Origin of the sequence: Agromyces sp. MMS24-K17, from assembly GCF_043950245.1 — a bacterium.
Classification (GTDB): domain Bacteria; phylum Actinomycetota; class Actinomycetes; order Actinomycetales; family Microbacteriaceae; genus Agromyces.
This window is the reverse complement of record NZ_CP171640.1, coordinates 494,329-520,264: the sequence shown is the minus strand read 5'-3', so window position 1 is coordinate 520,264 and position 25,936 is coordinate 494,329. Positions and strand designations below refer to the sequence as shown.

The following is a 25,936-nucleotide window of genomic DNA, read 5'->3' as shown; positions in this document are numbered from 1 at the left end:
CAGGCGGTCCGCATCGCGGAATCGTCGTTTCGAGGGGTCGCGGGTTATGCTTGTTCGCGCGTGCGCTCCGGTGCATGCATGGAGACGTCGCATAGTCCGGTCGAGTGCACCACCCTGCTAAGGTGGAGTCCCCGCAAGGGGACCAGGGGTTCAAATCCCCTCGTCTCCGCTCGAATCTCGATTTGATCCCCATCTGGCCCGAAACTCCGGGGCAGATGGGGATTCTTCGTTGGCGAGGGTCCGCTCGGTGGACCCTATTGGGACACATTCAGACCAGCGACAACGTGGTTCCCTGCGGTCTGAAACGGCGTCGAGATCTTCGGCGAACAGGTCGCTGTAGGCGTCGAGGGTCATGGTGGCTGAGGCGTGTCCGAGCATCCGCTGAACGGCTTTCACATTCGCGCCGGCGCTGATTGCCAGCGAAGCGGCGGTATGCCATGGAGATCATGGATCGTCAACGGCTCGAGTCCGGCGTCGCGCAGCGCGGTCTTGAACCAGGGATATTAGCCGGTGCTCGTGCGCATGCGACGCATGTAATCGCCGGTCGGTCCCGGGAACAGGAGCTCGTCAGGAGGACGGACGCCGATTTGCTCCCGGAGGTGCGCCTGCAGGAAGGCGGGCAGTGGAACCGTGTGGTTCTTGTACGCCTTCGGTGTTCCGAAATGGATCACTCCGCCTACCTCCACGGCGTTCTCGGCGACGTGAATTCGCTTCCGAGTGAAGTCGACGCTGCCGACGCGGAGGGCCGTCAGCTCTCCCCAGCGCAGACCGATGCAGGCGAGGGTGCTGATATGCGATGCTCGCGCGCCCGACTCGGCGACGAGACGATGGACCTGCTCGTGAGCCGTGCCGCCGAACAACAGCGAGTGCTCTCGCCCGGACTGCGAGCCCCCGGCGCGGGTCCGTCCGCGTGTCCACCAGAACAGCGTCACGGCGTCGATGGTCGTCGCTCCGTCGCGCTCGTAGTGAAACTCCGCCAGCGCGACCACCGGAAAGAAGCAACAAGGTCACGGGCGAATAACGATCAAGACGAAGATGCTTCCCTGCTTGACGGAGGTCTAGTCGCCTCGCATACTGGAGCGACAAAACGATTGGGCAGGCAATGGTGCAGGGCAAAGTTACGATCAAGCAGGTTGCAGCGGCAGCCGGCGTCTCGATCACGACCGTGTCGCATGTCCTGAACAACGTTCCCGGCAAGCGCATCCATCCAGAGACCCGTGAGCGGGTCTTGGCCGAGGCTGCCCGACTGGGCTACGCGCCGAACATGCTTGCGCAGAGCCTTCGGACCCAGCGCTCTCACACGATCGGTTTGGTCGGCGATGAAATCGCCACGACACCTTTCGCGGGCAAGATCATTCTGGGCGCGCAGGACGTGGCGGCCGCCCATGATTCGGTGGTGTTCGTGGTCAACACGGGCTACGAGCGGGAGACCGAAGACCGCGAAATCGACGCCCTGCTGCGGCGACAGGTGGACGGAATTCTCTACGCGTCGATGTACCACCGGCCCGTTGAATTGCCAGCCAAGCTCGCCAACGTCCCAACCGTGCTGATCAACGCGTCTTGCGCCGATCCGGCGGTGGCCTGGGCAGTGCCTGACGAATCGGCAGGCGGGGAGGACGCCGCGGAGGTGTTGCTGTCCGCGGGGCACCGGCGGCTCGCGTTCATCAATGACGTCGATGAGATCCCGGCAGCCTTCGGACGGGAAGAAGGGTTCCGCCGCCGGGCAGCCGCGTGGGGTCTGGCCCAGGAGGATCTCCGCGTCATTACTGCTGAGGCGGACCCAGGCGGCGGTTACCAGGCGGCGCGGCGCATGCTGAACGGTGCGATGACGCGTCCGACCGGGATCTTCTGTTTCAACGATCGTATGGCGATGGGCGTGTATCGTGCGGCCGCGGAACTGAACCTCAAGGTGCCCCGGGACGTCTCGATTGTCGGTTTCGATAACCAGGACTTCATCGCGGACGGACTCTACCCAGGCCTCACCACGATCGAACTTCCCCACTACGAGATGGGTGTCTGGGCAGCGGAGCAACTGTTCACACAGATCTCCTCGGAGCGGAAGCCAGCGCTCGCTCCGACCACACGCATCCGAGGCCCGGTTATACACCGGGACTCGGTAGCGCCGCCCTTCCAGGGTTCGAGCCTGGAAGAGCGGCACCAACCGGCCGACAGGCGCAGCAACGCCTGATCGGTCGATGAAACCGAAGAAACCATCACCCCCTGAGAAGGAGAGTTCTGTGTCCCGAACAATCGGTCGCATCGTTGCGGCCAGCCTAGCGACCCTCGCGGTCGCTGCAACTGCAGGTTGCGTCGCAACCGGAGGCGGTGACGGCGCCGGAAGCAGCAGCACCATCGAGCTTTGGACGCACGCCGGCGGTAACGAGGCGGAGCTGGGCGTCATCAACGGCATCGTCGACGACTTCAACGCGAGCCAGGACGACTACACCGTCGAAGTCACCGACTTCCCGCAGGACGCCTACAACGACGCAGTCGTCGCGGCAGCAACGGCGAACGACCTTCCGTGCATCGTCGATATCGACGGTCCGAACGTCGCCAACTGGGCATGGGCTGGGTACATTCAGCCCCTCGGCCTGCCGGACGGCACCTACGAGGGTCAGCTTCCCGGCACCCTCGGCGTCCTCGACGATGAGGTCTACTCCTACGGGTTCTTCGACGTCGCCTTGGCGATGTTCAGCCGTGAGTCGACCCTCAACGACGCGGGAGTCCGTATCCCGACCGTCGATGAGCCCTGGAACGGCGAGGAATTCAACGAGGCCCTCGCCAAGATCGACGCGCTCGGCCGATACGACTATGCAGTCGATTTCGGCACCGGCGGAGGAGGCGAGTGGATCCCCTACGCCTACTCGCCCCTCCTGCAGAGCTTCGGTGGCGACCTCATCGACCGCTCCACCTTCGAGACCGCCGATGGGGCTCTCAACGGTCCCGAGGCGCTGGCGTGGGCGAAGTGGTTCCGTGGCCTCGTCGACAGCGGATACATGGCCCAGACGTCCGGCGAGGACGCCACCGCTGACTTCGTCAACGGGACCAGCGGGATCCTCTACACCGGCAACTGGGCCGACGCCACGGTCCGCGACGCGTTCGATGACGCTGTCGTGCTGCCGCCGCCCAACTTCGGTGACGGACCCAAGATCGGTGCCGGATCCTGGCAGTGGGGCCTCACGACCGGATGCGAAGAGGTCGACGGCGCCCGCGCCTACCTCGAGTTCGCGCACGACACGAAGTACTTCGTCGACTACGCGAACGCCATCGGCCTGATCCCAGCCACGCTCGCCGCGGCCGATGAGGTCCCGGCGTACGCCGAGGGCGGCGACAGCCGCATCTACCTCGAGCTCGCCAACCAGTTCGCGGTGGTGCGACCAGAAACGGCCGCCTACCCGTTCATCTCGTCGACGTTCCAGAAGGCTACCCAGGACATCCTGTCCGGCGGTGACCCGCAGGCGATCCTCGACAAGGCGGTCTCGGACATCGACCGAGACATCGAGCAGAACGGCGGCTACACGTTCTAACCAGAACGTCGCCGCCGGTGGGCGCGGCGCCGGCCACCGTGCGCCGCGCCCACTTTCATCGAAGAGGCAACAATGACCACACACCCCACAGCTCCGGCACTCGCCAAAGCGAGGCCCGAGGTGCACCACCGTCAAGTTCGGCGGTCCCGCTCGTTCAAGGGTGAACGCGCGGCGGCCGCATGGATGATCAGCCCGGCACTGGTGCTGTTCACACTGTTCCTGATCATCCCGATCGTGTTGGCCTTCGGCCTCGCCTTCACGAACACCCGACTCATCTCTCCGCGCCCGGGGCAGTTCGTCGGCTTGGAGAACTTCGCCTACCTGTTCTCCGACCCGGTCTTCTGGGCATCGGTGCGGAACACCTTCTACTTCGCGATCGTCGTCGTCCCGGTGCAGGCCGGCGTCGCGCTGCTGCTCGCACTCCTCGTCAACGCGAAGGTCCGCGGCACGAACTTCTTCCGGACGGTGTACTTCCTTCCGGTGGTGACCTCGATGGTCGTTGTCTCGCTTCTGTGGCGATTCATGTACGAGAAGGACGGCTTGATCAACCAGTTCCTCGGCACCATCAGCGGCGGCCGATACGATCCGATCGATTGGCTGAACGACCCCGTGTGGGCGATGCCGGCGATCATGTTCATGTCGATCTGGCAGGGCGTCGCATTCCACATGGTGATCTGGCTCGCCGGCCTGCAGACCATCCCCGCCGAACTGTACGAGGCAGCCGAGATCGACGGTGCCAACAAGGTCCAACAGTTCAGGTTCGTCACTTGGCCCGGACTGCGACAGACCGCGACCCTCATCCTCGTCACGATCACCATCGCTTCGTTCAGCCTGTTCACCCAGATCTCCGTGATGACGCAAGGCGGCCCGCTCGACAGCACCACGACCGTGGTTTACCAAGCGGTCCGCACCGGGTACCAGCAACTGCAGACAGGGCTGGCCTCAGCGATCTCCCTCGTCTTCTTCGCCATGGTGCTCATCATCTCGGGCATCCAGCGTTACCTGACCCGCGAAAGGAGCTGAGCGACGTGACCACCACCGAAGCTGTCGTTCTCCCCGACGTCGAGGCACCGACGGACACCCGCAGCCGACCGAAGACGTCCGGGCGGGTCGTGATCACCATCGCCCGCGTCGCGCTCGCGGTGTTCTTCGCGCTGCCGATTGTCTTCATGCTGATCTCGTCACTCAAGCCCGACCTGCAGATCTTCGCCGATCTGGGCTCTTGGCGTGCCTTCGCCCCGGTCGGAGACGTGTCCCTTGACAATTACGCGGGCGTGTTCGACCGAGTCCCGTTCTGGCAGTTCCTCGCCAACTCGGTTCTCATCTCGTGCATCACCGTGGTGCTCGGCGTCCTGATCAACAGCATGGCCGCATTCGCACTATCCAGGCTGCGGTGGCGCGGACGAGGCTTCGTGCTCACGCTGATCCTCGCGACGCTGATCGTCCCGTTCGAGACACTCGCGCTGCCCCTGCTGTGGTGGGTTAACAAGCTCCCGTCCTTGGAGGCGGACGGGTTCAGCCTCGCGTTTACCCAAGGGTGGCTGAACACCTACCAAGTGCAGATCATCCCGTTCATCGCCAACGCGTTCTCGGTGTACCTGTTCTACCAGTACTTCTCCTCCATTCCCCGCGAACTGGACGAGGCGGCACGCGTCGACGGCGCGGGCTGGTTCACCATCTACACACGCGTCGTCATGCCGCTATCGGGACCGGCAATCGCGACGGTCGCGATCCTGACCTTCCTCCCGGCCTGGAACTCCTACCTGTGGCCGCTGATGGTCATCCAAAGCGAGGAACTGCGGCCCGTCATGGTGGGGCTCCAGTACTTCTTCCAACTCAACGTGTCGTGGGGGCAGGTCATGGCCTACTCGTCACTCATCACCGTGCCGGTCGTGGCCCTCTTCATCGCTTTCCAACGGTCCTTTATCAACTCGATCGCATCCTCAGGAGTCAAAGGCTGATGCCATTCACGCTTCCCGACGTTTGGACATGGGACATGTGGTTCGCAGACGACGGAATCAACTACCACGTCTTCTACCTCAAAGCCTCACGAGCCCTCGGCGACCCGAACCGGCGTCACTTCCACGTGACCATCGGACACGCTGTCTCCGAAGATCTCCGCGCGTGGCGCGAGGTACAAGATGCGCTCATCGTCTCCGACGAGCCGGCGTTCGACGACTGCACGACTTGGACCGGATCCATCGTTCGCGATTCCGACGATTCCTGGCGGCTGTTCTATACCGGCACTTCCCGGGCCGAAGCCGGCCTCGTTCAGCGCGTTGGAACGGCCACCTCGCATGACCTCTATCAGTGGCAGAAGCACTCGGACGCCATCTCCGAAGCCGACCCACGGTGGTACGAGAAGCACGGAAGCGGGCACTGGTTCGACGAGGCCTGGCGCGACCCATGGGTCTATCGTTCGACGGACGGACGGGCCTGGCACATGCTCGTCACTGCGCGCGCCAACACCGGTGACGCGGACAACCGCGGCGTCATCGGACATGCGACCTCTGAGGACCTCGTGACGTGGTCGGTGCAACCGCCACTTTCGGCACCCGGCGCGGGATTCGGGCAGCTGGAGGTGCCCCAGATCGCATCGATCGACGGGCAGTCGGTCCTCATCTTCAGTTGCCTCACGAACGAGATGAGTGCGTCCCGACGGTCCACGGGCGGAGGTGGTGTGTGGTCGGTCCCGATCACCGACGCAGAGGGCCCCTTCCCGATCGAGCGGGCCACCCGCTTGACCGACGAGTCTCTCTACGCGGGTCGCCTGGTGCAGAACCGAGCCGGCGAATGGTTCCTCTTCGCATTCCACCATGTCGACGAGCGGGGGGACTTCATCGGAGCTCTGTCCGACGCGATTCCCGTGTCGTGGGGATCGGACGGTAACCTTCGAGTCACCGACGGGCGGTTCGATCATGTCCGAACCGAAGCACACCTGACCCAACCGGCCGGCGGTTAGCTGGGCCGCAGTGAACAGCGTGACACAGCCCGACGTGCTCGTCATTGGCGAGGCGTTGATGGATATCGTCGACACTGGAAACTCGGCCACCGAGCATGTCGGCGGCAGCCCCGCCAACGTTGCCCTTGGCCTCGGTCGCCGCGGCGTTCGTGCAGCATTGCTCACGCAGCTTGGATCGGACCCGCGCGGAGCCCACATCGCCGAGCATCTCGAGGCGTCCGGTGTTGAGGTCCTGCCCTCATCGTTCTCTGCTCTCCGCACGTCGACGGCTGTGGCCGCCATCGGTGCTGATGGGCAGGCGGAGTACACATTCGACGTCCACTGGGCGGAGCTGGAGATGCCGGTGGAGCTGCATCCACGAGTGCTGCACACCGGATCAATCGCCGCCTTCCACGAACCAGGCGCATCATCGCTCCGAGCGATCCTCAAACGGACCGGTGCAAGCGAGATCACGTTCGATCCGAATATCCGCCCATCGTTGCTGGGGGAGCACAGCGACTCGGTGCGGGTCTTCGAGGACACCGTCAAACTGGCAACGGTCGTGAAGATGAGTGATCAAGACGCGGCATGGTTGTATCCCGGCCTCCAACTGGACGAGATTGTGGCGCGAGTTCTCTCGTTCGGCCCCAGAATCGCGGCGATCACGCTCGGGGCCGAAGGAGCATTCATCGCCACGGCCGAAACCCGGCAACGCATCCCAGGCGTGTCGGTCAAAGCGGTCGACACCATCGGCGCAGGCGACACCTTCATGGCCTCCCTCATTCATTCCGTGCTGCAGCATGGCAGCCTCGGTCTCAGCGAGGCGATGGTGCAACAGGTCGGAAGCATGGCAGTGGCCGCCGCCGCGATCACCGTCTCCCGGGCTGGCGCGAATCTGCCTTGGGCAGCCGAATTACCCGTTCATCCGGCGGCGCCGTCCGGGAGTATGCCGAGCCACGACAGCGCCGCCTGAAGGAACTGCTGAGCCAACGTACGAGAGGCCCCGGCAACCGCCGGGGGACGTGCCCGGCTGTTGCCGGCTGGCCTGATCCTGGGCCAGCGTAGTGGGCCGGCCCTACCTCGGTCGCTGCGCAGGTCGAGTTCGCCGTGCAAGCGCTCGTTGTTCCACCACCACACGTACTCGAGGGTCGCGAGTTCCACCTGCTCGACGGTCCGCCACGGCCCACGCCATCGCACCAGTTCGGTGGTGTGGAGCCCGTTGGCGGCCTCGCCGAGGCGTTGTCGCACCAGTCGCCCGCGGTGCCGGTGGACGGTTCCGCGCCGAGCTCGATGATCCGGTCGGTGTAGACGACGGCGGGTAGTTCGACCCGTGATCCGCGTGCTCCCCGTCCAAATTCTCGTCGGCAGTCCATGCCCCCATGTTCAGCCCCCGCAGGGCAGGATGTCGGCCTTTCAACGGTTGGGTTCGACATCGTTGTCGACCGCGCGCGCACCGCAGCCGATCTCTCAGACCGACATAGGAATCCACCCTTGATTTGTCCTTCGGACATCGCGTAGCGTCCTGCCCTGACATCGTTGTCAACGAGAGAGGTCGAGAGATGTCTTCACACTCACCCCATCCGAGAACTCGTGCGCGCCGAGCCGCAATCGCAGCCACGGCGGCGTCTGCGATGGCGATCGCAGTACTCGCCGCGACTCCACCAGCCAACGCAAAGACACCGCCCCCGGCGGCGTCGTACTCGGAGACCTACCGTCCGCAGTTCCACTTCACGCCGAAGCAGAACTGGATGAACGATCCGAACGGAATGGTCTACTACAAGGGCGAATACCACCTGTTCTTCCAGCACAACCCCAGTGGTAACAGCTGGGGGAACATCTCGTGGGGCCACGCGGTGAGCAAGGACCTGGTGCGCTGGACCGAACTTCCGGTCGCAATCCCGGCCGACGCGAACGAAATGGTCTTCTCGGGTAGCGCGGTCGTCGACAAGAACAACACCACCGGGTTCGGCAAGCCGGGGCATCCCGCGATTGTCGCCATCTACACGAGCTTCAACAGGGCGACCGGCGTGCAGAGCCAGGCTCTCGCGTACAGCACCGACGACGGGCGCACCTTCACCAAGTACGCCGGAAACCCCGTCCTCGACATCGGCTCGAACAACTTCCGCGATCCCAAGGTGTTCTGGTACGCCCCCGCCAAGGAATGGCGAATGGCTGTTGCGCTCTCCGATCAGCGCAAGATTGCGTTCTACAGTTCCGCCGACCTCAAGAGCTGGACGCATCTCAGCGACTTCGGCCCGGCCGGCGCCACCGGCGGGCTCTGGGAGTGCCCCGACCTCTTCCCGCTGCCCGACCCGACCAACCCGGGTCAAGAGAAGTGGGTGTTGGTGGTCAACTTGAACCCCGGGGCGATCGCAGGAGGCTCCGGCGCACAGTACTTCACCGGAAGCTTCGACGGAACCACATTCACTGCCGACGACAAGGAGTACGTGCCGCCCACTGGAGCGACGCTGGGCGACTTCGACGACGGGACGTTCAACGGGTGGACAACGGAAGGATCAGCCTTCGGTGCCGCACCCACTGCGGGCAACGCGCCCGGTCAGGGCGGGGTCGCCGGCTATATCGGCGACGGACTTGCGAACAGCTTCAACGGCGGGGACGGGCCTACCGGGACGCTGACCTCTCCCGACTTCACGATCGATCAGCCCTATCTGAACTTCCTCGTCGGCGGCGGCAACCATCCCTACCTCCCAGGCTCGGCCGTCGGGGACAGCCTGCCCTCGGGCACCACCTTCGCCGACTTCGAGGGATCCACCTACGGCGAAGGCTGGACGACCACGGGTGATCTCGTCGGGACCGCGCCGGCTCCCGGCACCCTGCCGGGACAGCAGCAGGTCACTGACTACATCGGAGCACAGACCGTCAACACGTTCTTCAACTTCGACGCGGCTCAGGGCACCATCACCTCACCGTCGTTCACGATCTCCGACGACTACATCAACCTTCTCGTCGGTGGCGGGCGGCACCCCTGGGGGGCGGCGGAGCCGACGTCGGTCAACCTCGTGATCGACGGCAACGTCGTCGCCAGCGCGACCGGGGAGAACAGCGAGGCACTGAACTGGGTTGGTTGGGACGTCCGCGACTACGCCGGCAAGGCCGGGACGATCCAGATCGTCGACCAGAACGCGGGCGGTTGGGGTCACATCCTCGTGGACCAGGTCACCTTCTCCCCGGAGCCTGCAGCCCCGCGCGCGGTGGACACCTCGGTTCGTCTCGTCGTCGAGAACGAAGTAGCCCGCACGGCAACCGGTGCTGACAGCGAGACGCTCGACTGGAGGAGCTGGAACCTTAGCGACCTTCAGGGCAAGACCGCGCACATCGAGGTGGTCGACAACAACACGGGAGGGTGGGGGCACATCCTCGCCGACCAGTTCAGCCTTTCGACAGTCGCCGCCAAGTCGACAATCCAGCGCGCGCACTGGCTGGACTACGGCAAGGACAACTACGCCGGGGTCACGTTCAACAACGCGCCGGGTGACAAGCGCATCCTGATCGGCTGGATGAACAACTGGGACTACGCCGGTTCGATCCCGACCTCCCCTTGGCGCAGCGCGATGACGGTCCCGCGTCAGCTCACCTTGAAGAATGTCGACGGCCAGGCTGTGCTGGCGCAGTCTCCGGTCGTTCAACTCAACCTTCTCAAGAGGACGCCGGCAACGTACGACAGAAACATCACGCTGCCCAGCGGTACCACCGAGCTGAAAGCCAATGGCGCGAGCACCGAGATCTATGCGGAGTTCGAACCCGGAAGCGCCAAGACCTTCGGTCTCAATGTCCGAGTCGGCAACGGCCAGCAGACCTCGATCGGCTACGACACCGCGACGGGGGAGCTCTACGTCGACCGAACGAAGTCGGGTGACAGTTCCTTCGACCCCACCTTCGCAACCAGCACCCAGCGGGCACCGCTCAAGCTGCAGAACGGGAAGGTCAAACTGCATATCCTCGTCGACTGGTCCTCCGTGGAGGTCTTCGCAGATGACGGCAAGGTCGTGATCACCGATCAGATCTTCCCCGACCCCACGAGCACCAGCATCACGGCCTTCGCCACAGGCGGGACGGCGAAGCTCAAGTCGCTCGCAACTTTCAGGCTGGCCTCAGCCTGGACCAAGCAGTGATGCGCGGCCAGCCCGCCTAATCGCATCACGTAGACCAAGCCCCCGACCTCGCTCGCCCTCGAGGTCGGGGGCTTGCCTCGGAGGGGTCACGAACACCGATGGGGATTGCTGATGGCGGTTTCGGGTCCGTCCGGGTGTTCGACGAGGCTGAGCTGGATCGTCGACGGCAGGATGGATCCGAAGCGCGCAAACGCCGTCCAAGTCGGCACGCCTAGCGGCGACTGAAGCGACGCTGCGCGAATCATGTGTCATACTGAAGTCGTTGCGAAGTCGACCACGACCTCGGGCACGGCTATAGGAGGCCTGCTGATGGTTCCGAATTCTCCCGCCCAAGCGCTCGGCGACCGGGCCGACGGCGTCCGCGACCTGATGATCGACGTTGTGCGTTTCCGGCATGATCGGTTCGCCGCCGCGCACCAGATGTCGGGAACGCGCTACGCGATGGGCTTTGGTGCTCAGTGGCGGGACCTCCTTGATGACGCCAGCGCCGCGCTGAGTGAGCGCGGGTTCCGGTCCCACAGGCTGGCTCCTGGCGGCCACAAGGTTGGGATCGTCAACGGCTGCCTCATCTACGTCTGGCGCGTCCCGGAGGACCCCAAAGCGGTCCAGAATTTCGCCTCGAGCCCGACCCGCCAGAACGGTTTCGTCGCCCCTACGCCTCCGGCGGGGCTGTGGGAGCCCAGTTTCGACGAGGACGTCCATCCGATCGAGGCGGCCACTGCCGCTGTCGAACCGGCAGAGACCGCGGCCCTGATGGCTGCCGTCGGTGACCCGATGCCCCTGGTGCTCGTGATGGTGCACTCTGTCCCGTGGCAGCTGCAGAAGATCGAGTGGGCGGTCGCCGCGCTCGACGACGAAGGCACGGTCGAGCTCCACGGCCGGGACAGCATCTGGGAGCCCGAGCTTGTCGCCGAAGGCGCGGCGTCCACAGTGGAGGCGTTCGACCAAGGCAGCCCGATCAACGTCGAGCTGGCCCTGAGGACGCAGGAACGGCCGGGGACCGATGCGTAAGGATCCTCCCAGCCTGTTCGACCTGCCGGTACCCGCAGGTAGCCGGTTTGAGCCGGCCCGGCTGACCCATGCACGCGTGCGCCTCGGCGTCAGCAAGACCGACCTCGCCGCTAAGGTGAACGTCTCGCCCGCCGCGATCGGTCAGTACGAGGCCGGGGTGAACTCGCCACGGGCCGAGGTCCTGGACCGTCTCGCCAAGGCGCTGGAGGTTCGCCCGGAGTTCTTCTCCGTCGGCCGTCCCCTTGCGCGCATCGATAGCGTCAACGCTCACTTCCGCAGCCTCCGCTCGGCGCGCGTGAGTGACCGGCAGAAGGCGCTGGCCACCGCGACGCTGGTCTGGGAGCTGGCCTTCGCCTTGGAGCGCTACGTCAAGCTTCCCGACGCTGATCTGCCCGTGGTCGCGACCGGCACCACGCCCGCGGAGGCGGCTGCAGTATTGCGCTGGCACTGGAATCTGCCTGAAGGCCCGGTGAAGCACCTGGTCGCGAACGCGGAGTCCCGCGGCATCGTGGTGGCGGTTCGGCCGCTGAGCGAGATCGACGCTGTAGACGCCTTCTCGGTGGTCGTTCTCGACCGGCCGATCATCATCACGACGCCCCGTCGCACTGAGAACGTGTTCAAGCACCGCTTCTCGATCGCCCATGAGATCGGGCACCTGTTGCTGCACCGCGAGGTGACCGAGCCAACCGCCACGATCGAGAAGGAGGCGGACGCCTTCGCCGCCGCGTTCCTGACACCGGCGGCGGCGATGGACGCTGCGCTGCCTCAGCGGCTCGACCTCGCTGCCCTCAACCGTCTCGGTCGGACTTGGGGCGTCTCGCCGACGTCGCTGGTCCGACGCATGGTCGAGCGTGGCCGTACCACCGAGTCGTCAGCGCGCCGGGCCTATCAACGGCTGAACGCCGTCTACGACGCCAAGGCCGACCCGACTAGCGCGTACCCGGGGGAAATGCCCACGCTGCTGAAGAAGGCCGCCGATCTTGCCGGCGACAACGGCGCACCTATCCCGGTACTCGCCGAGGCGTTGAAGGTCAGCCCAGCTCTGGTGCGTGACCTGCTGGGGGAGGCTGACCCGCGACCCGCGCTGCGTCTCGTCGTGGGCTGATCCGCGACCCCGCTCGGAAGCGAGCGTCTTAGCCCGCGCACGCCAGAAATCAGCAAGCGGCTCGACCTAGATCGCCCGCAAGGGATTGCAAATCGCGCCCATCGGCCGAGCGCCGTAGCGTGCTCGCATGGGAGAGGTCTTGCCGTACATCCCGAGTTCCGCGAACCGTGGTTCACGATCGAACCGCAGCTTCACAGCTGGGAGCCGCTGCCGCGGCGACTTCCGGTTGAGCGGCGGGAGGACTCGCTGATCAGGTGGCCCTTGAGAGCTCGGCCGTGGTCTCGTCCCTGCGCTGGCCGGTTCGACGAAGGCGGGCCCGTGCTGCCCGACCAGATCAGGAGTCACCCAACCTTCAGTAGTCCGCGGCCGACCTCCTAGATGATTGATGTGCCTCCGCGTCGGCGCACCCACTCGAAATCCCGCGCGCGAACCGACGTCTAGCTGTGATGTCCAGGCAGGTTGTTGATTCTGCTGATGGGTGGGCCTCCGATCGCGGAGTGGTGCCTGTGGTGATTGTAGAAGTGCAACCATGCGGGCAGCGCGGCGCGGCGTTCGGTTTCTGACCCGTAGAACCGGGCGTACGCTCATCCGTCCGCGAGGGTGCGGTGGAATCGCTCGATCTTGCCGTTGGTTTGCGGGCGGTACGGCCGTGTCCATCTCGGGCTGATCGCCAGCTCGGCGCAGGTCTGGCGCCAGGCCGAGGAACGGTACGCGGGGCCGTTGTCCGACAACACCCGTTCGATGACGACCCCGCGGTCCGCGAACCAGGAGGTGGCTCGTCGCAGGACACCGGTCGCGGTGTCCGCTCGCTCGTCCGCGCAGATCTCGACGTACGCGACACGAGAGTGATCGTCGATCACCGTGTGCAGGAAGGTCCTTCCGGTTCGAGCGTGCCGGTCTGCGCTGCGAAGTCCGGTGCGGTGGGCGGTCGCCCGGACGTTGAGGCCTCCCTGTTGCCGACCGACGAACCGATGGCCGCCGCCATCGGGGATGTTGCCGAACTTCGTGACGTCGACGTGGATCAGCGATCCGGGGTGCGTGTGCTCGTAGCGGCGGATCGGCTCGCTCGTCACTCGGTCGATGTGGCTGAGTCTGGTGATCCGGCATCGCACCAGTACCGCGTGGACGGTCGAGGCCGGGAGACCGAGTTCGCTGGCGATCTGCGCCGGCCCGAGCCGTCGACACCATCGTGCGCTCACGATCCGCTTCACGGTTCGGGGTGCTGTCTTCGTGGGCATCGATCGTGGGCGGCTCGAGCGGTCGGCCATCCCGGCCACGCCTTCCGCGCGGAACCGGGCCACCCACTTGCGGGCCGTCGGTGGCGAGGTCATGAACATCTTCGCGGCGACGGCGACCGGCCACTGCTCCTCGACGATGAGCTTGGCAAGCCGTAACCGGGCACGCGGGGTGAGCGCAGCGTTAGCGTGGGACATGAAGGCCTCCTGTTACCTGAAGCGGTTCCTTGACAGCTCCACTTCACAACGGGAGGCCTTCGCCCGTCAGCAGATCACACGCGATTCACGAAGCAACGTCCCTGGACATCACATCTAGCGCCCTGCCGATCTGGCGTCAGACGTTGGTGGAGCAGACGCTCGAGAGCGACCAGGCTAAACAGTGGCGGTCCACCCTTGTTGCGCCATCCACGTGCGACGGGGATGTGGCGGAAGAGGAACGTGCACGCAAGCCCAGGGAGGGATTCCGGTGTCATTGGGATGCCTCGCTCCGACATCTGGGATGCGATTCTGAAGGCGGGCCGCGGAGGCCTGATGCGGCGCGCCTTCTAACAGCCCCTCTCGAATCTCGAATCGATCCCCATCCCGGCCCGGAATTCCCGGCTGAGATGGGGATTCGTTCGTTCTGGCGCGGGTGCGTGCTGCCGGCCCGGGTGCGGACGTCGCCTTCCGTTCGGAACCGGGCCTCCGATTCGACGCTGCCGACCCTCGCGCGTAGAGTGCAAGGTTGGTCCACGGAAGGCGAGCACCCCTCATGTCCTGTCTGCAGCGCGAATGCCGCTCGTTCCGCGACCTCGACGCGGTCCAACGGTGGGCCGGCGGACGGTTCCCGGCGCGGCGATTCCGCGGCGACGTCGTCGACGGCTCCGGCCCGCTCATGCGGTCGATCAGCACGACGGCCGAAGGGTTCTCGTTCATCGACACGGAGTGGAACGCGCCGGGAGCCGGCGCGGGCGGGACATCCGAGCTGGCGGTCCTCACCGGAGGCGGCCCCGGCTACCGCGTGAGCCATGCGGGCCGCGCGATCGATTCCAGCGGCCCGCTCCTGGCGCCGTCCGACGGCTTCGAGATGGAGTGGGAGGCGCGTCGGTCGAGCTCGCTCATTCTCTCGATGGCCGGCGTCGAGCGCATCGCGCGCACGGCGACCGGTGACCACGGCCTCGTGCTCCGGCGCACCGGGATCGGCGTCGGCTCACCCGAGCTCGCCGCCCACTGGTCCTCCATCGTGCAGGGCGTGCGGAGGGAGCTCCGGGGGTCGCCCGAGGCGTTCGATTCGCCGATGATCATGCGCGCCACCTTCCACCGGCTCGCGACGGCGTTCCTGCACGCGTTCCCGACGAACTGGCTCGACGCGGCCGGCGAGCCGTCGCGCGGATCGGCCGTCGTGCGCGCCGCGCTCGAGTACATGCACGCCCACGCGGGCGACCCGATCACGGTCACGGACGTCGCGAACGCGACGTTCATCACCACGCGCGGGCTGCACGGCGCGTTCACGAAGGAACTCGGCGAGTCGCCGAGCCGGGTGCTCCGCCGGATCCGGCTCGACGGTGCGCGCGTCGACCTCGGTTCCGGCGACCCCGACGCCACGCTCGCGGCGGTCGCGCAGCGGTGGGGGTTCACGAACGTCCCGCGCTTCGTGGCGGCCTACCGGAGCGCGCACGGTGAACCGCCGCTCGTGCCCGGCGTCGGCTGAGCGCAGAACGGGCGCGGCGCGGCCGGCCGGATGCCACGACGAACGCCCCGACGCAGGGTGCGCCGGGGCCTCGCCCGGTGACGGCCGAAGTTCGCCACCGACGGGTGCGCGCTACTTCCGTTCACGCGCCCCGCGCTCGGGGTGATCGTGCCGGTGGCGCCTCAGGCGCCGGCGGGCAGCGCCGCGTCCGCCACGGCGTCGCCCGAGGCATCCGCCTCGCCCGCCGCCAGCCCGGCCGCCAGGCGCGCCGCCGACGGCGCCGCCGCGCTCGACCGGATCACGAGCGTGGGCCGCTCCGACGAGTAGCGCCGGTCGCCGGTCTCGGTGAGCACGTCGAGCAGCAGCTGGAAGCCGCGGCGGCCCATGCCGGCGAAGTCCTGCGAGACGGTCGTGAGCGGCGGCGACCACATCTCGGCGAGCGGGTGGTCGTCGAAGCCGACCACCGAGACGTCCTCCGGCACGCGCAGGCCGCTGTCGACGAGGCCGCGGATGACGCCCATGGCGATCTCGTCGTTGCCGCAGAACACGGCGGTGACGGAGTCGTCGGCGGCGAGCTCCCGGCCGATGGCGAGGCCGCTCTGCGGGCGCCAGTCGGCGTCGTGCAGCTCGGGGATCGGGGCATCCGCCTTGCGCAGCGCCCGCCGCCAGCCGGTGGTGCGGCCGTCCTCGCGACGCGACGGCGGGATGCGCACATGGTGCACGGTGCGGTGGCCGAGGCCCAGCAGGAACGCGGTGAGCTCCTCGGCGGCGCGGGTCTCGTCGAGCACCGCCTGCGGCACGCCGACGTCGCGCACGCCCGAGAGGGCGACGACGGGCAGGTCGGGCGGGAGGCGCTTCAGCGCGGCGACCCCGGGCGGGTCGAACTTCAGCACGACGACGCCGGCGATGGCCTGCGTGAGCGTCGCGGTGATCGCCCGGTCGACCTCGTCGTCGTCGGCGCTCTCGACGACGGTGATCATGACCGTGTAGCCCTCGGCACGGGCCGACTCCTCGACGCCCCGGATCGTCTCGGCGTAGCCGTAGCGCGACGTGTCACCGGCGATGATCGCGACCACCTGCGACCGCCGCGAGGCGAGCGTGCGGGCGGCGGCGCTGGGCCGGAAGTTGAGCTCCGCGATGGCCGCCTCGACGAGCTCGCGCTTGGCCGGGCTGACCCGTGCGGCGCCGGTGAGCACCCGCGAGACCGTGGGCACCGACACGCCGGCGCGCGCCGCGACATCCGCGATCGTGGAGGTCCGCTGGGTCATGATGCCCATCCTGCCCGGACTGGCGCGCGGAGTCACTTCACCGCCCCGCTGGTGATGCCCGAGATGATCTTGCGCTGCGCGACGATGAACGTGATGAGCAGCGGCAGGCTCATCAGGATGATGTACGCGAAGATCAGGTGCCAGTTCTGCAGGTAGAGCCCCGCGCTCGCCACCTGGTACAGGTTCAGCGGCAACGTGTCGAGCCGGCCGCCCACCACGAACAACGCGTAGAACACGTCGTTCCAGATGTACAGGCAGATGAGGATCGTCGCGGTCGCGAGCACCGGCATGAGCAGCGGCAGGATGATCGTCACGAACACGCGCACCGGCGAGGCGCCGTCGACGCGGGCGGCCTCCTCGAGCTCCGGCGGGATGGTGCGCACGAAGCCCGTGACGAAGAAGATCACCGTCGACAGGTACATGCCCATGTAGACGCAGATCATGCCGATCGGGGTGCCGGCGAGGCCGAGCTGGCGCAGCAGCAGCACGATCGTGACGACCGCCGGCGGCAGCACGATGCCGCTGATCGCGAGCGCGTAGACGATCGCGAGCGGCCGGCTGCTGCGGCGGCCGAGGATCCACGCGGCCATCGAGCCGAGGATGAGCACGCCCAGCACGGCGGGCACCATCACGAGCAGGCTGCCGAAGAACGCGGGCAGCATCTTGCCGTCGGTGAACACGGTCGCGAAGTTGTCGAGCAGGCGCCACTCGGAGGGCAGGCTGAGGTTCGGGTTCAGCGCCTCGGCCTGGTCCTTCGAGGCGGTGACGATGACGAGCCAGAAGGGGATGCCGAGCAGCAGCGCGGCGGTGACGATCGCGATGACGGGCTGGATGAAGCGGCGGAGGTGACGCGGGTGGCGGTGCCCGGTGCCCGTGCCGTGCGGCGCGGTCGCGCGCCGGTCGCGGCGGCTGCCGGCGCCGGGGTGTCCGTCGGAGCCCCGGGTCACGATGGCCCGGGTCGAGTCGGTGGTCGTGGCGCTCACAGGACGTCCTCTCGCTTGCGCAGGAACCGGATGACGGGGAAGGCGAGCACCGCCACCAGCAGGAACAGCACCAGGCTCATGGTCGTCGCCTGCGCGAACAGGCCCTGGCCGAAGGTGCGGAAGATGAAGATGTTCAGCAGCTCCGTCGTGCCGCCGGGGCCGCCCGCGGTCGTGGCCTGCACGATGTCGAAGCCGTTCATGGAGCCGAGCAGCGCGGTCGCGACGTTGAACGTGACGGCCGGCGCGAGGAGCGGGAAGCGGATGCTGCGGAACGTGGTCCACCACCCGGCGCCGTCGAGGCGCGCCGCCTCGAGGATGTCGCCGTCGATGGTCTTGAGGCCCGCGAGGTAGATGAGCATCGACAGGCCCATCCACTTCCACGCGTGCACGAGGGCGACCACGACGATCGTCCAGGTCGTGCTGCCGAGCCAGGCGATCTCGACGGTCTGGCCGGTGACGAACCCGAGGATCGCGTTCAGCGCGCCCTCGGGCTTGAGCATCGCCTGGAAGATGTAGCCGACCGCGAGGGCCGACATGATGACGGGCACGAAGAACGCGACGCGGACGGCCCGGTTCACGATGGTGTCGCGCTCGAGGAGGAGCGCGAGGATCAGGCCGAACAGGTTCTGGAAGAGCGCGACGAGCACGGCGTAGACGAGCGTGATCCAGAGCGACGAGAGCAACTGGCCGCTGGAGAACAGCGACGCGAAGTTGTCCCAGCCGACGAAGCCGATCTCCGACTTGAAGCTCGACCAGTCGGTGAACGCGTAGACGAAGTTGAAGAGCGTCGGGACGACGAAGAACACGACCAGCACGGCGAGGGCGGGGATGAGGAACCACAGCGGGTGGTCCTGCTTCGCGCGCGGGGTCGCGGCGTACTCCCGGATGCCTCGGGCCTTGGCCGCGCCCTTGGAGAGGCCGAGCGTGGTGGTCATGGTGCAGTGCCTTTCGCGGGGGTGCAGGGCGGATGGGAGGTCGCGGGTGCCGCCGGCTCGGCGGCACCCGCGACGTGGATCAGAACCCGGGGGCGCCGATGGCCTTCGCGAGCTCGGCGAACTGGGCCTGCGTGGCCTCGCCGACCTCGGCCGCGGTCATGGTGCCCTGGATCAGGTCGCCCAGGTTGAGGTACAGGTCGGGGTTCGCGACCGCGAGGGCCTGCATCGAACCGACCGAGTCGGCGAGCGAGTCGCTGACCGCGAGGAGCGCCTGCGGCACCTCGGCCGGCGAGTCGACGCCGGCCTGCAGCGACACCGTCGACTGGGCCTCGACGAAGTCGGCGTAGCCGTCGCCGAGCCAGTAGGAGAGGAGCTGGCGGGATGCGGCCTCGCGCTTCGCGTCACCGGTCTTGAAGGCGACGAGGGCGTTCGACTGGTCGGGGATGAACGTGCCGACGTTGCCGCTCGGCGAGATCGGGAAGAACCCGATCTTCTCGTCGAGCTCGGCGGTGTCGGCGAGCGACTGGAGCTGGCCGAAGAAGGAGTTCACCTGGATCGCCATGGCCGCGTCGCCCGCGAGGATCGCCGCGCCCTGGTCCTCGAAGGTCGCCGTCCTCAGGTTCTCGTTGAAGAGGCCCTCCTGGATGAGCGCGTCGTACGTGTCGATCGCGCCCTGGATGGTCGGGTCGGTGAAGGTCTCCTCGTTCGCGTTGACGCGGTCCCACAGGCCGTCCTTCGCGGCGTCGGCGAGCTGCACCTGCACCCACCACTGCGTCGCCCACGGCATGCCGCCGCCGAAGTCGAAGAACGGGGTGACGCCCTTCGCCTTCAGGTCGCGGCCGAGCTGCACGAACTCGTCCCAGTTCGCGGGCACGTCCGTGACGCCGTTCGCGGCGAACACCTCCTTGTTGTAGTACACGCCCTCGACCGCGGGGGTCGTGATGAGGGCGGCGTACCGGGTGTCGTCGAGGATGCCGGTGATGTCGCGCAGCTCGGGCTTGTACGCGTCGAGCCACGGGGCGTCGTCGAGCGGCTGGAGGTTGGTCGACGCGTTCAGCGCGGTCAGCATCGACGCGGTCGGCTGCCAGAACGCGAGGTCGGGCTTGTCGCCGGTGGCGACCTTGGTCTGCACGCTCTGCTCGTACGGGTCGGGGATGGTCACGACGTCGACCTTCGCGCCGGTCAGCTCCTCGAAGCCGGCGACGACGCTGTCGGGCACCGTGTTCGAGTTCTGGGCGGCCCAGATGGTGAGGGTGGTGCCGCTGAGGTCGGCGTCCTGCGCCGGCCAGGCCGCGGGGGCGGAGTCGCCGCTGCCGCCGGCACCCGGGTCGGAGCACCCGGCCAGGCCCAGGGTGGCGACGACGGCCAGGACGGCCGCGCCTCGGAGGGTCTTCTTCATTGAACTGCTCCTTCTGTGTGTTCGATCTTCGCGGTCAGGAGGCCGCGTCGGGTGATGCAGGTGCCCCGACCGGGCGGTGCGCGCCGGGAACGAGGCGGAGGGTACGCGCGGCGACGGGGGCGTCGTCCGCGTGCACGGTGAGGGTCCCGGTGGCGGCGTCCCAGTCGGTGCGCCAGGCCGGGAGGGCGGTCGGGAAGACGGTCTCGACCGCGAGGTCGCGGCCGGCGAGGTGCGGCAGGCGCAGCTCGGCGGAGCCGGGGGCATCCGTGCCGTGCCCGTCTGTGCCGGGGCGACGCCAGACCGACACGAGGTCGCCGCGCTCGCCGCGGAGGCCGAGCGCGACCCACGGGTCGGTCCAGCCGGGCAGGCCGAGCGGCCAGGTCGGATGCCCCGCCGTGATCTCGGCCCGCAGGCCCTTCGCGACCGCGACCGCCTCGGACACCTGGGCGAGCTGCCCGGGCGTCATGCGGTTGAGGTACCCCGACACGTAGAAGCGGCCGAGGAGGCCGGTCACGAGGCAGAACGCGATCTCCTCGTCGTCCATGTCGGGCTGCGGGTACGCCCAGCTCGCCGCCTGCTCGGGCAGGAGCGAGAACGGGGCGGCCGCGGCGATGGGCGGGTACTTCGTGAAGTCCTGCTGGTCGGAGGTCGACTGCATCTGCAGGCGCGACATGATCGCGAAGTCCATGCGCATCGCGCCCGACGAGCAGTTCTCGATGACGAGGCCCGGGTGCCGGTCGAGCAGGCGGTCGAGCCACGCGAGGTGCGCCCGGTTGTGCGCGAGCAGGCCGTCGCCGGTGCTGTCGGCGTCGTGGTCGGTGCCGGTGCCCGGGTTGATGTTGTAGTCGAACTTGAAGAACCCGATGCCGAAGTCGGCGACGAGCCGGTCGACCACGGCGTCGAGGTGCGCGATCGCGGCCGGGTGGCGGAGGTCGAGGTGGTACCGGTGGTGCTCGACGATGCGGCGGCCGTGCCGCAGCAGGAACGCCCCGAGCGGCAGCTCGTCGGCGATCGGGCTGCGCACGCCGATCACCTCGGGCTCGAGCCAGAGGCCGGGCACCATGCCGGCGTCGCGGATCGCGTCGATGACCTCGCCGAGCCCGCTGGGGAAGCGGGTGGTCGACGGCAGCCACTCGCCGACGGTGTCCCACCAGTGGCCCGAATCGTCGTACCAGCCGGCGTCGATGCAGAAGACCTCGGCGCCGGCCGCGGCCGCGGCCGCGATGAGCGGCAGCAGCTTCTCGGTGGTCGGGTCGCCGTCGAGGGTGTTCATGTAGTCGTTGAAGACGACCGGCATGGCGGCGTTGTCGGGGTGCGCGCGCCGGGCGGCGCGGCGGAAGTCGGTGAGCGCGGCGACGGCCGCCTCGACGTCGGCGCCCGCGGCGATCGTCGCCGGGACCGTGTCGAACGACTCGCCGGGGGCGAGCACGCGCGTCCACGAGGCATCCGCCTCGGTCGGGCCGGAGAGCGCGACGTAGCCGCCGTCGGTGTCCTCCGCGACCTCCCAGCGCCACGCCCCGTTGTGCTCGACCTGCCAGGCGAGGGCGAGGGCGGATGCCTCGGACGCGACGGCCGCGACCGGCAGGTCGCCGCCGGTCGACCAGGTGCCGTCGGACGTGACGGCGAAGGCGCTGCGCGGGTCGTGGCCGGTGAGGTGCTCGGCGAGCCGTGGGAAGTCGGGACCGCGCAGCGGGGTGCGGGTCCAGCGGCCCTCGCCGAGCCAGTCGCTGCGACCCGAGATGCGGGCCCAGTCGCCGTGGTGGTCGGGAGCGGCGGCGCGCGGGCCGCGGTCGCCGTTGCGGGCGGTGAAGCCGGCCGACCAGGTGGTCACCGCGCGGAGCACCAGGGGCTCGTCGTCGCCGGTGTTCGTCACGGTGACGCGGGCCCGGAGTGCGCGGGCGGCGCCGAGGCGCTCGAGCTCGAGCTCGGCGCGCACGCCCTCGGCCTCCTGGCGGATCACGAGCCGGTCGTCGGCCTCGTCGTGGCCGGCGTAGCGCAGCATCGAGCCGAGCTCGGTGTGGGCGAGGCGGTCGGACGCGGGCACGTGGCCGTGGTCGGCGGTGAGGACCTCGACGAGGGGCACGCGGTGCACGCGGTGCTCCCGATCACCGAGCCGGACGGCCGCGAGGTGCACGGGCGTCTCGGCGTCCCATTCGAACGTCCAGGTGAGGTCCTGGTCGCCCCATGGCAGGTGTCCGGTCACGTCGCTCCTCGTCGTCGTGGATGCGCGACCTGGGGTCGCGGTGCTTGATAGCGGTTTCAAGCGAGGACGCTAGCCGATTCTGAAACCGCTATCAAGTCGATCTTGAAATCGCTATCAAACTTCTTGAAACCGTTATCAGGACCGGCTAGGTTCGTGACCCGTGGTGAGCCGAAGCACCCGACTCGATGGAGAGGGAGAATCCCGATGGGGACAAGATGGGGGAGTGCAGCCGTGGCGACCGCGATGGCACTCGTGATCACGGGCCTGACGGCCCCGCCGGCGTCGGCGGTCGAGAACGACCGGCTCGTCGTCGACTTCGCCGAGCGCACGGGCGAGTTCCGCGGCGGCGCATCCGGCACGCTGTACGGGTTCGGCGACGAGGGGGCGCCGACGCAGGCGGTCATCAACGGCGCGCACGTCACGAACACCTCGCAGAAGGCGCCGTACGGCACGCAGCATCCGTCCGGCGACGCCGTGAAGGTCGAAGGCGGGTTCTTCGACAAGCACGGCGAGGACATGTACATATACGTGCAGGACTACTACCCCGACTGGGCGTACAACGGCGGTCGCCGCCCCGGCGACACCCGCACCTACGACCTGTCGAACGGCACCTACACGAACGCCGCGAACGGCGTGTGGGACTACCTCGAGGTCGTCGAGTTCGTCGCCGAGGCCGTCGCGACCGACTCGTCGCGCCCCGAGGACTACGTCTTCATCCCGTTCAACGAGCCCGACGGCGGCAACTGGTACCCGAACTGGGGCACCCAGCGCGAGCAGTTCCTCGCCGACTGGCAGGCGAGCTACGAGAAGATCCAGGAGGTCTGGGCCCGCCACGGCCTCGGCCATGCGCGCATCGGCGGCCCCGGCGACACCCGCTGGCAGCCCGAGCGCAGCGCCGACATCCTCGCCTTCGCCAAGGAGCACGGGTCGCTGCCCGACATCTTCATCTGGCACGAGCTCGGCATCGACAACCTCGCGACCTACCGCGGGCACTTCGCCGACTACCGGGCGCTCGAGCAGTCGCTCGGGCTCGACCCCATCCCCGTGAACATCACCGAGTACGGGATGCTCCGCGACATGGGCGTGCCCGGCCAGCTCATCCAGTGGTTCGCGATGTTCGAGGACACCAAGGTCGACGCGCAGACCGCGTACTGGAACTACGCCGGCAACCTCTCCGACAACAGCGCCCGCCCGAACGGCGCCAACGCCGGATGGTGGATGTTCAAGTGGTACGGCGACCTCGAGGGCAGCGAGACCGTCGCGGTCACGCCGCCGGCACTGAACTCGGTCGACACCCTGCAGGGCATCGGCGCGATCGACGAGGCGAACCGTCGCGCCACCGTGCTCTGGGGCGGCACCGACCAGGACGTCACCCTCGACCTCAGCGGGCTCGACGCCGACGTGTTCGGCGACGCGGTCGACGTCGAGGTGCGCGAGGTCGCCCTCGCCGGGCCCGAGGGACTCGTCGACACCCCGCGCGTGGTCGCCGCGATCGACGGCGCCGCGCTCTCGGGCGGCACGCTGGAGCTCGCCGTGCCGACCTACGACCGGTACGCCGGCTACCAGCTCGTCATCACCCCCGCGCAGTCGCGCAGCGTCGCGGAGGCGCAGGCCGCCCAGCCGTGGACCGCGTCGATCGAGGCCGAGGCCATGCAGCTCACCGCCGCACAGGTCTACACCCAGGACCCGAAGGCCGGTGGCGGCTGGAAGTTCCTCGCCTCCGGAGGACGCGACGTCGGCTCGTTCAACCGCGCGACCTCGAAGGCCGAGTGGACGGTCGAGGTGCCGCACGACGGCACGTACCGGCTGCAGGTGATCGGCGGCGCCCCGGGCGTGCCCGGACGGCACGCGCTGTTCGTCGACGGCGCGTCGGCCGGGACCATCCAGTACACCGCCGACCTCGCCCTGAACGCGACCAGCCGCTGGCAGTACCGCGGCAGCGCCGAGCTGCTCGTCGACCTGCCCGCCGGCCAGCACGTGCTGTCGATCCGTGCGAGCGCCGACGGCACGACCGTGCTGCCGAACTCCGACATCACCCTCGACAAGGTCTCGCTGACCTCGGTCGGCGAGGGCGAGCCCACCGCGTACCCGGCCTCGGGCTTCCGCCTCGTCGGCGATGCGACGCTCGACTGGGCGTCCGAGCGCTTCGCCGGCGGTGCCCGCCTGGCCGGCGACGGCCGCGCCGACCTCTACGCGAACGCGATGGAGACCGGCTACTACGACGTCGTGATCGACTGGGCGTCGGAAGGCGCCAGCCGGGTCGACCTCGCGGTCAACGGCGACGCGCTCGTCGGGGCATCCGCCGACGCGGCCGGCGAGTGGCGCTCGACCGCGCGCGTCCACCTCGTCGAGGGCGTGAACGAGCTCGAGCTGACCGCGCCGGACGGCGCGGTGGTCTCGCAGCTGACCACCGTGCGCGCCCGCGCGGCCGACACTGCGGAGGTCTCCGTCGAGGGCGAGCAGGCACGGCGCTTCGGTGCCGCGGCGGTCACCACCCTCGCTGCGAGCACCGGCACCAACGCGTCGGGCGGCGCGTTCGTCGGCTGGATCGGCAACGGCGCGGACAACGCGATCGAGATCGACCGTGCGGCGGGCTTCGACCGCCCGGGCGCGTACGACCTCACCGTGCACTACGCCAACGCCGAGACCAGCGGCCAGCACGACTACAACCCGCAGGTCGTCGACCGGCGGCTGGAGGTCACCGAGGCGGGCCAGGCCGTCGGGCACGCGTACTTCCGGTACACGTACTCGTGGAACAGCTTCTGGGAGCGCACCATCCCGGTGCAGCTCGCGACGGCCGACGCGCCGTTGCGGCTCGGCAACCCGACCGCGTATGCGCCGAACATCGACCGCATCGTGATCGCGCCGCGCGTGATCGGCGACGTCGAGACCGTGTCGACCGCACCCGAGGAGCCCGAGACGCCCGACGACGGCGCGACGACAGCACCCGCGAAGGCCGTGCTGTCGTCGGACAACGGCTGGGACACCGGGCTGAAGGACGGCGACTACCGCATCACCATGAACCTGTGGTGGGGCGAGAACGCGGCCCGGTTCGACCTGTACGAGAACGGCACCCGCATCGCGTCGACCCCGCTGACGCCGGCCACGCCGCAGGCGCAGTCGGCGACGGTGGACGTGGCAGGTCGTGTGAACGGCACCTACGAGTACGTCGGCGTGCTGGTCAACTCGAAGGGGGAGACCCGCACGAAGGCGCTCGTGGTCGACGTGATCCAGGCGAGCCCGGCGCAGCCGGCGCTCTCGCACGACAACCACGACGGCGACGGGGCCTACACCCTCACCGCGAACCTGTGGTGGGGCACGAACGCGACGTCGTACCGGTTCCTCGAGGGCGACACGGTGATCGGCGAGGGGTCGCTCGTCGCGGCGACGCCCGGCGCGCAGCGCGCGACCGTGACGCTCACCGGCCAGGCGAAGGGCTCGCACGTCTACACGGTCGAGTTCCGGAACGCGGCCGGGGTGACGGTCAGCAAGCCGCTGACCGTGAAGGTCAAGTAGGCCGGGTCGCC

General features: G+C 68.1%; 18 protein-coding genes, 1 tRNA gene and 1 pseudogene. 12 read left to right on the top strand and 8 right to left on the bottom strand.

Annotated features, from left to right (window positions below; genetic code table 11):
* Nucleotides 1-80 precede the first annotated feature (80 nt).
* Nucleotides 81-169, top strand: a tRNA-Ser gene (locus tag ACGGZK_RS02230).
* A 334-nt stretch (nucleotides 170-503) separates the two neighbouring features.
* Here the strand turns inward: ACGGZK_RS02230 and ACGGZK_RS02225 are convergent.
* Nucleotides 504-989: a hypothetical protein gene (locus ACGGZK_RS02225; protein ID WP_395244635.1), complete on the bottom strand. Its 486-nt coding sequence runs from the start codon at nucleotides 987-989 to the stop codon at nucleotides 504-506.
* A 113-nt stretch (nucleotides 990-1,102) separates the two neighbouring features.
* Between ACGGZK_RS02225 and ACGGZK_RS02220 the strand changes: the two genes are divergently transcribed.
* The 6 genes from ACGGZK_RS02220 (at nucleotide 1,103) to ACGGZK_RS02195 (ending at nucleotide 7,441) form a co-directional block, all read left to right on the top strand.
* Nucleotides 1,103-2,188, top strand: a complete 1,086-nt coding sequence (locus ACGGZK_RS02220) for a LacI family DNA-binding transcriptional regulator (protein WP_395244634.1) — start codon at nucleotides 1,103-1,105, stop codon at nucleotides 2,186-2,188.
* A 49-nt stretch (nucleotides 2,189-2,237) separates the two neighbouring features.
* Nucleotides 2,238-3,527 carry an extracellular solute-binding protein gene (locus ACGGZK_RS02215; RefSeq protein ID WP_395244633.1) on the top strand — a complete coding sequence of 430 codons (1,290 nt, stop codon included), beginning with the start codon at nucleotides 2,238-2,240 and terminating at the stop codon, nucleotides 3,525-3,527.
* A 72-nt stretch (nucleotides 3,528-3,599) separates the two neighbouring features.
* Nucleotides 3,600-4,550: a carbohydrate ABC transporter permease gene (locus ACGGZK_RS02210; protein ID WP_395244632.1), complete on the top strand. Its 951-nt coding sequence runs from the start codon at nucleotides 3,600-3,602 to the stop codon at nucleotides 4,548-4,550.
* A 146-nt stretch (nucleotides 4,551-4,696) separates the two neighbouring features.
* Nucleotides 4,697-5,488, top strand: a complete 792-nt coding sequence (locus ACGGZK_RS02205) for a carbohydrate ABC transporter permease (RefSeq protein ID WP_395246027.1) — start codon at nucleotides 4,697-4,699, stop codon at nucleotides 5,486-5,488.
* Nucleotides 5,488-6,489: a glycosyl hydrolase family 32 gene (locus tag ACGGZK_RS02200; protein WP_395244631.1), complete on the top strand. Its 1,002-nt coding sequence runs from the start codon at nucleotides 5,488-5,490 to the stop codon at nucleotides 6,487-6,489. Before ACGGZK_RS02205 ends, ACGGZK_RS02200 begins: the two co-directional genes overlap by 1 nt.
* A 10-nt stretch (nucleotides 6,490-6,499) precedes the next feature.
* The gene (locus tag ACGGZK_RS02195; RefSeq protein WP_395244630.1) at nucleotides 6,500-7,441 is read left to right on the top strand and encodes a carbohydrate kinase; all 942 of its coding nucleotides are present in this window, start codon (nucleotides 6,500-6,502) and stop codon (nucleotides 7,439-7,441) included.
* Here ACGGZK_RS02195 and ACGGZK_RS02190 read toward each other — a convergent pair.
* Nucleotides 7,390-7,665 carry an IS3 family transposase gene (locus ACGGZK_RS02190; protein WP_395246026.1) on the bottom strand — a complete coding sequence of 92 codons (276 nt, stop codon included), beginning with the start codon at nucleotides 7,663-7,665 and terminating at the stop codon, nucleotides 7,390-7,392. The genes ACGGZK_RS02195 and ACGGZK_RS02190 overlap by 52 nt on opposite strands.
* 434 nt (nucleotides 7,666-8,099) lie before the next feature.
* Here ACGGZK_RS02190 and ACGGZK_RS02185 point away from each other — a divergent pair, with 434 nt between their 5' ends.
* The 3 genes from ACGGZK_RS02185 (at nucleotide 8,100) to ACGGZK_RS02175 (ending at nucleotide 12,717) form a co-directional block, all read left to right on the top strand.
* Complete coding sequence (locus ACGGZK_RS02185; protein WP_395244629.1) at nucleotides 8,100-10,601, top strand: GH32 C-terminal domain-containing protein; 2,502 nt, start codon at nucleotides 8,100-8,102, stop codon at nucleotides 10,599-10,601.
* A gap of 309 nt (nucleotides 10,602-10,910) precedes the next feature.
* The gene (locus ACGGZK_RS02180; RefSeq protein WP_395244628.1) at nucleotides 10,911-11,612 is read left to right on the top strand and encodes a hypothetical protein; all 702 of its coding nucleotides are present in this window, start codon (nucleotides 10,911-10,913) and stop codon (nucleotides 11,610-11,612) included.
* Nucleotides 11,605-12,717 carry an XRE family transcriptional regulator gene (locus ACGGZK_RS02175; RefSeq protein WP_395244627.1) on the top strand — a complete coding sequence of 371 codons (1,113 nt, stop codon included), beginning with the start codon at nucleotides 11,605-11,607 and terminating at the stop codon, nucleotides 12,715-12,717. The genes ACGGZK_RS02180 and ACGGZK_RS02175 overlap by 8 nt, the downstream gene beginning before the upstream one ends.
* Before the next feature lie 437 nt (nucleotides 12,718-13,154).
* On the opposite strand, the pseudogene ACGGZK_RS02170 reads toward ACGGZK_RS02175, so the two are convergent.
* Nucleotides 13,155-14,150 (bottom strand): annotated as a pseudogene (locus tag ACGGZK_RS02170) (IS481 family transposase).
* 553 nt (nucleotides 14,151-14,703) lie between these two features.
* On the opposite strand from ACGGZK_RS02170, the gene ACGGZK_RS02165 reads away from it, so the two are divergent.
* On the top strand, nucleotides 14,704-15,642 hold the full coding sequence (locus ACGGZK_RS02165) for a helix-turn-helix transcriptional regulator (protein ID WP_395244626.1): 939 nt from the start codon (nucleotides 14,704-14,706) through the stop codon (nucleotides 15,640-15,642).
* A gap of 161 nt (nucleotides 15,643-15,803) precedes the next feature.
* Here ACGGZK_RS02165 and ACGGZK_RS02160 read toward each other — a convergent pair whose 3' ends face one another.
* The 5 genes from ACGGZK_RS02160 to ACGGZK_RS02140 form a co-directional block, all read right to left on the bottom strand.
* The gene (locus tag ACGGZK_RS02160) at nucleotides 15,804-16,889 is read right to left on the bottom strand and encodes a LacI family DNA-binding transcriptional regulator (RefSeq protein ID WP_395244625.1); all 1,086 of its coding nucleotides are present in this window, start codon (nucleotides 16,887-16,889) and stop codon (nucleotides 15,804-15,806) included.
* A gap of 32 nt (nucleotides 16,890-16,921) precedes the next feature.
* On the bottom strand, nucleotides 16,922-17,872 hold the full coding sequence (locus ACGGZK_RS02155) for a carbohydrate ABC transporter permease (protein WP_395244624.1): 951 nt from the start codon (nucleotides 17,870-17,872) through the stop codon (nucleotides 16,922-16,924).
* The gene (locus tag ACGGZK_RS02150) at nucleotides 17,869-18,807 is read right to left on the bottom strand and encodes a carbohydrate ABC transporter permease (RefSeq protein WP_395244623.1); all 939 of its coding nucleotides are present in this window, start codon (nucleotides 18,805-18,807) and stop codon (nucleotides 17,869-17,871) included. The genes ACGGZK_RS02155 and ACGGZK_RS02150 overlap by 4 nt, the downstream gene beginning before the upstream one ends.
* A gap of 79 nt (nucleotides 18,808-18,886) precedes the next feature.
* Nucleotides 18,887-20,206: an ABC transporter substrate-binding protein gene (locus tag ACGGZK_RS02145; protein ID WP_395244622.1), complete on the bottom strand. Its 1,320-nt coding sequence runs from the start codon at nucleotides 20,204-20,206 to the stop codon at nucleotides 18,887-18,889.
* 34 nt (nucleotides 20,207-20,240) lie between these two features.
* The gene (locus tag ACGGZK_RS02140; protein ID WP_395244621.1) at nucleotides 20,241-22,409 is read right to left on the bottom strand and encodes a glycoside hydrolase family 36 protein; all 2,169 of its coding nucleotides are present in this window, start codon (nucleotides 22,407-22,409) and stop codon (nucleotides 20,241-20,243) included.
* Between the two features lie 243 nt (nucleotides 22,410-22,652).
* Here ACGGZK_RS02140 and ACGGZK_RS02135 point away from each other — a divergent pair, with 243 nt between their 5' ends.
* The gene (locus ACGGZK_RS02135; RefSeq protein ID WP_395244620.1) at nucleotides 22,653-25,925 is read left to right on the top strand and encodes a hypothetical protein; all 3,273 of its coding nucleotides are present in this window, start codon (nucleotides 22,653-22,655) and stop codon (nucleotides 25,923-25,925) included.
* Nucleotides 25,926-25,936 lie beyond the last annotated feature (11 nt).

What these genes read in the sequence shown, in the direction of transcription:
- ACGGZK_RS02220 (WP_395244634.1), top strand. Translation starts at nt 1,103, where the DNA reads ATGGTGCAGGGCAAAGTTACGATCAAGCAGGTTGCAGCGGCAGCCGGC.
- ACGGZK_RS02200 (WP_395244631.1), top strand. Translation starts at nt 5,488, where the DNA reads ATGCCATTCACGCTTCCCGACGTTTGGACATGGGACATGTGGTTCGCA.
- ACGGZK_RS02205 (WP_395246027.1), top strand. Translation starts at nt 4,697, where the DNA reads ATGCTGATCTCGTCACTCAAGCCCGACCTGCAGATCTTCGCCGATCTG.
- ACGGZK_RS02165 (WP_395244626.1), top strand. Translation starts at nt 14,704, where the DNA reads ATGTCCTGTCTGCAGCGCGAATGCCGCTCGTTCCGCGACCTCGACGCG.
- ACGGZK_RS02175 (WP_395244627.1), top strand. Translation starts at nt 11,605, where the DNA reads ATGCGTAAGGATCCTCCCAGCCTGTTCGACCTGCCGGTACCCGCAGGT.
- ACGGZK_RS02135 (WP_395244620.1), top strand. Translation starts at nt 22,653, where the DNA reads ATGGCACTCGTGATCACGGGCCTGACGGCCCCGCCGGCGTCGGCGGTC.
- ACGGZK_RS02185 (WP_395244629.1), top strand. Translation starts at nt 8,100, where the DNA reads ATGGCGATCGCAGTACTCGCCGCGACTCCACCAGCCAACGCAAAGACA.
- ACGGZK_RS02210 (WP_395244632.1), top strand. Translation starts at nt 3,600, where the DNA reads ATGACCACACACCCCACAGCTCCGGCACTCGCCAAAGCGAGGCCCGAG.
- ACGGZK_RS02180 (WP_395244628.1), top strand. Translation starts at nt 10,911, where the DNA reads ATGGTTCCGAATTCTCCCGCCCAAGCGCTCGGCGACCGGGCCGACGGC.
- ACGGZK_RS02160 (WP_395244625.1), bottom strand. Translation starts at nt 16,889, where the DNA reads ATGACCCAGCGGACCTCCACGATCGCGGATGTCGCGGCGCGCGCCGGC.
- ACGGZK_RS02145 (WP_395244622.1), bottom strand. Translation starts at nt 20,206, where the DNA reads ATGAAGAAGACCCTCCGAGGCGCGGCCGTCCTGGCCGTCGTCGCCACC.
- ACGGZK_RS02150 (WP_395244623.1), bottom strand. Translation starts at nt 18,807, where the DNA reads ATGACCACCACGCTCGGCCTCTCCAAGGGCGCGGCCAAGGCCCGAGGC.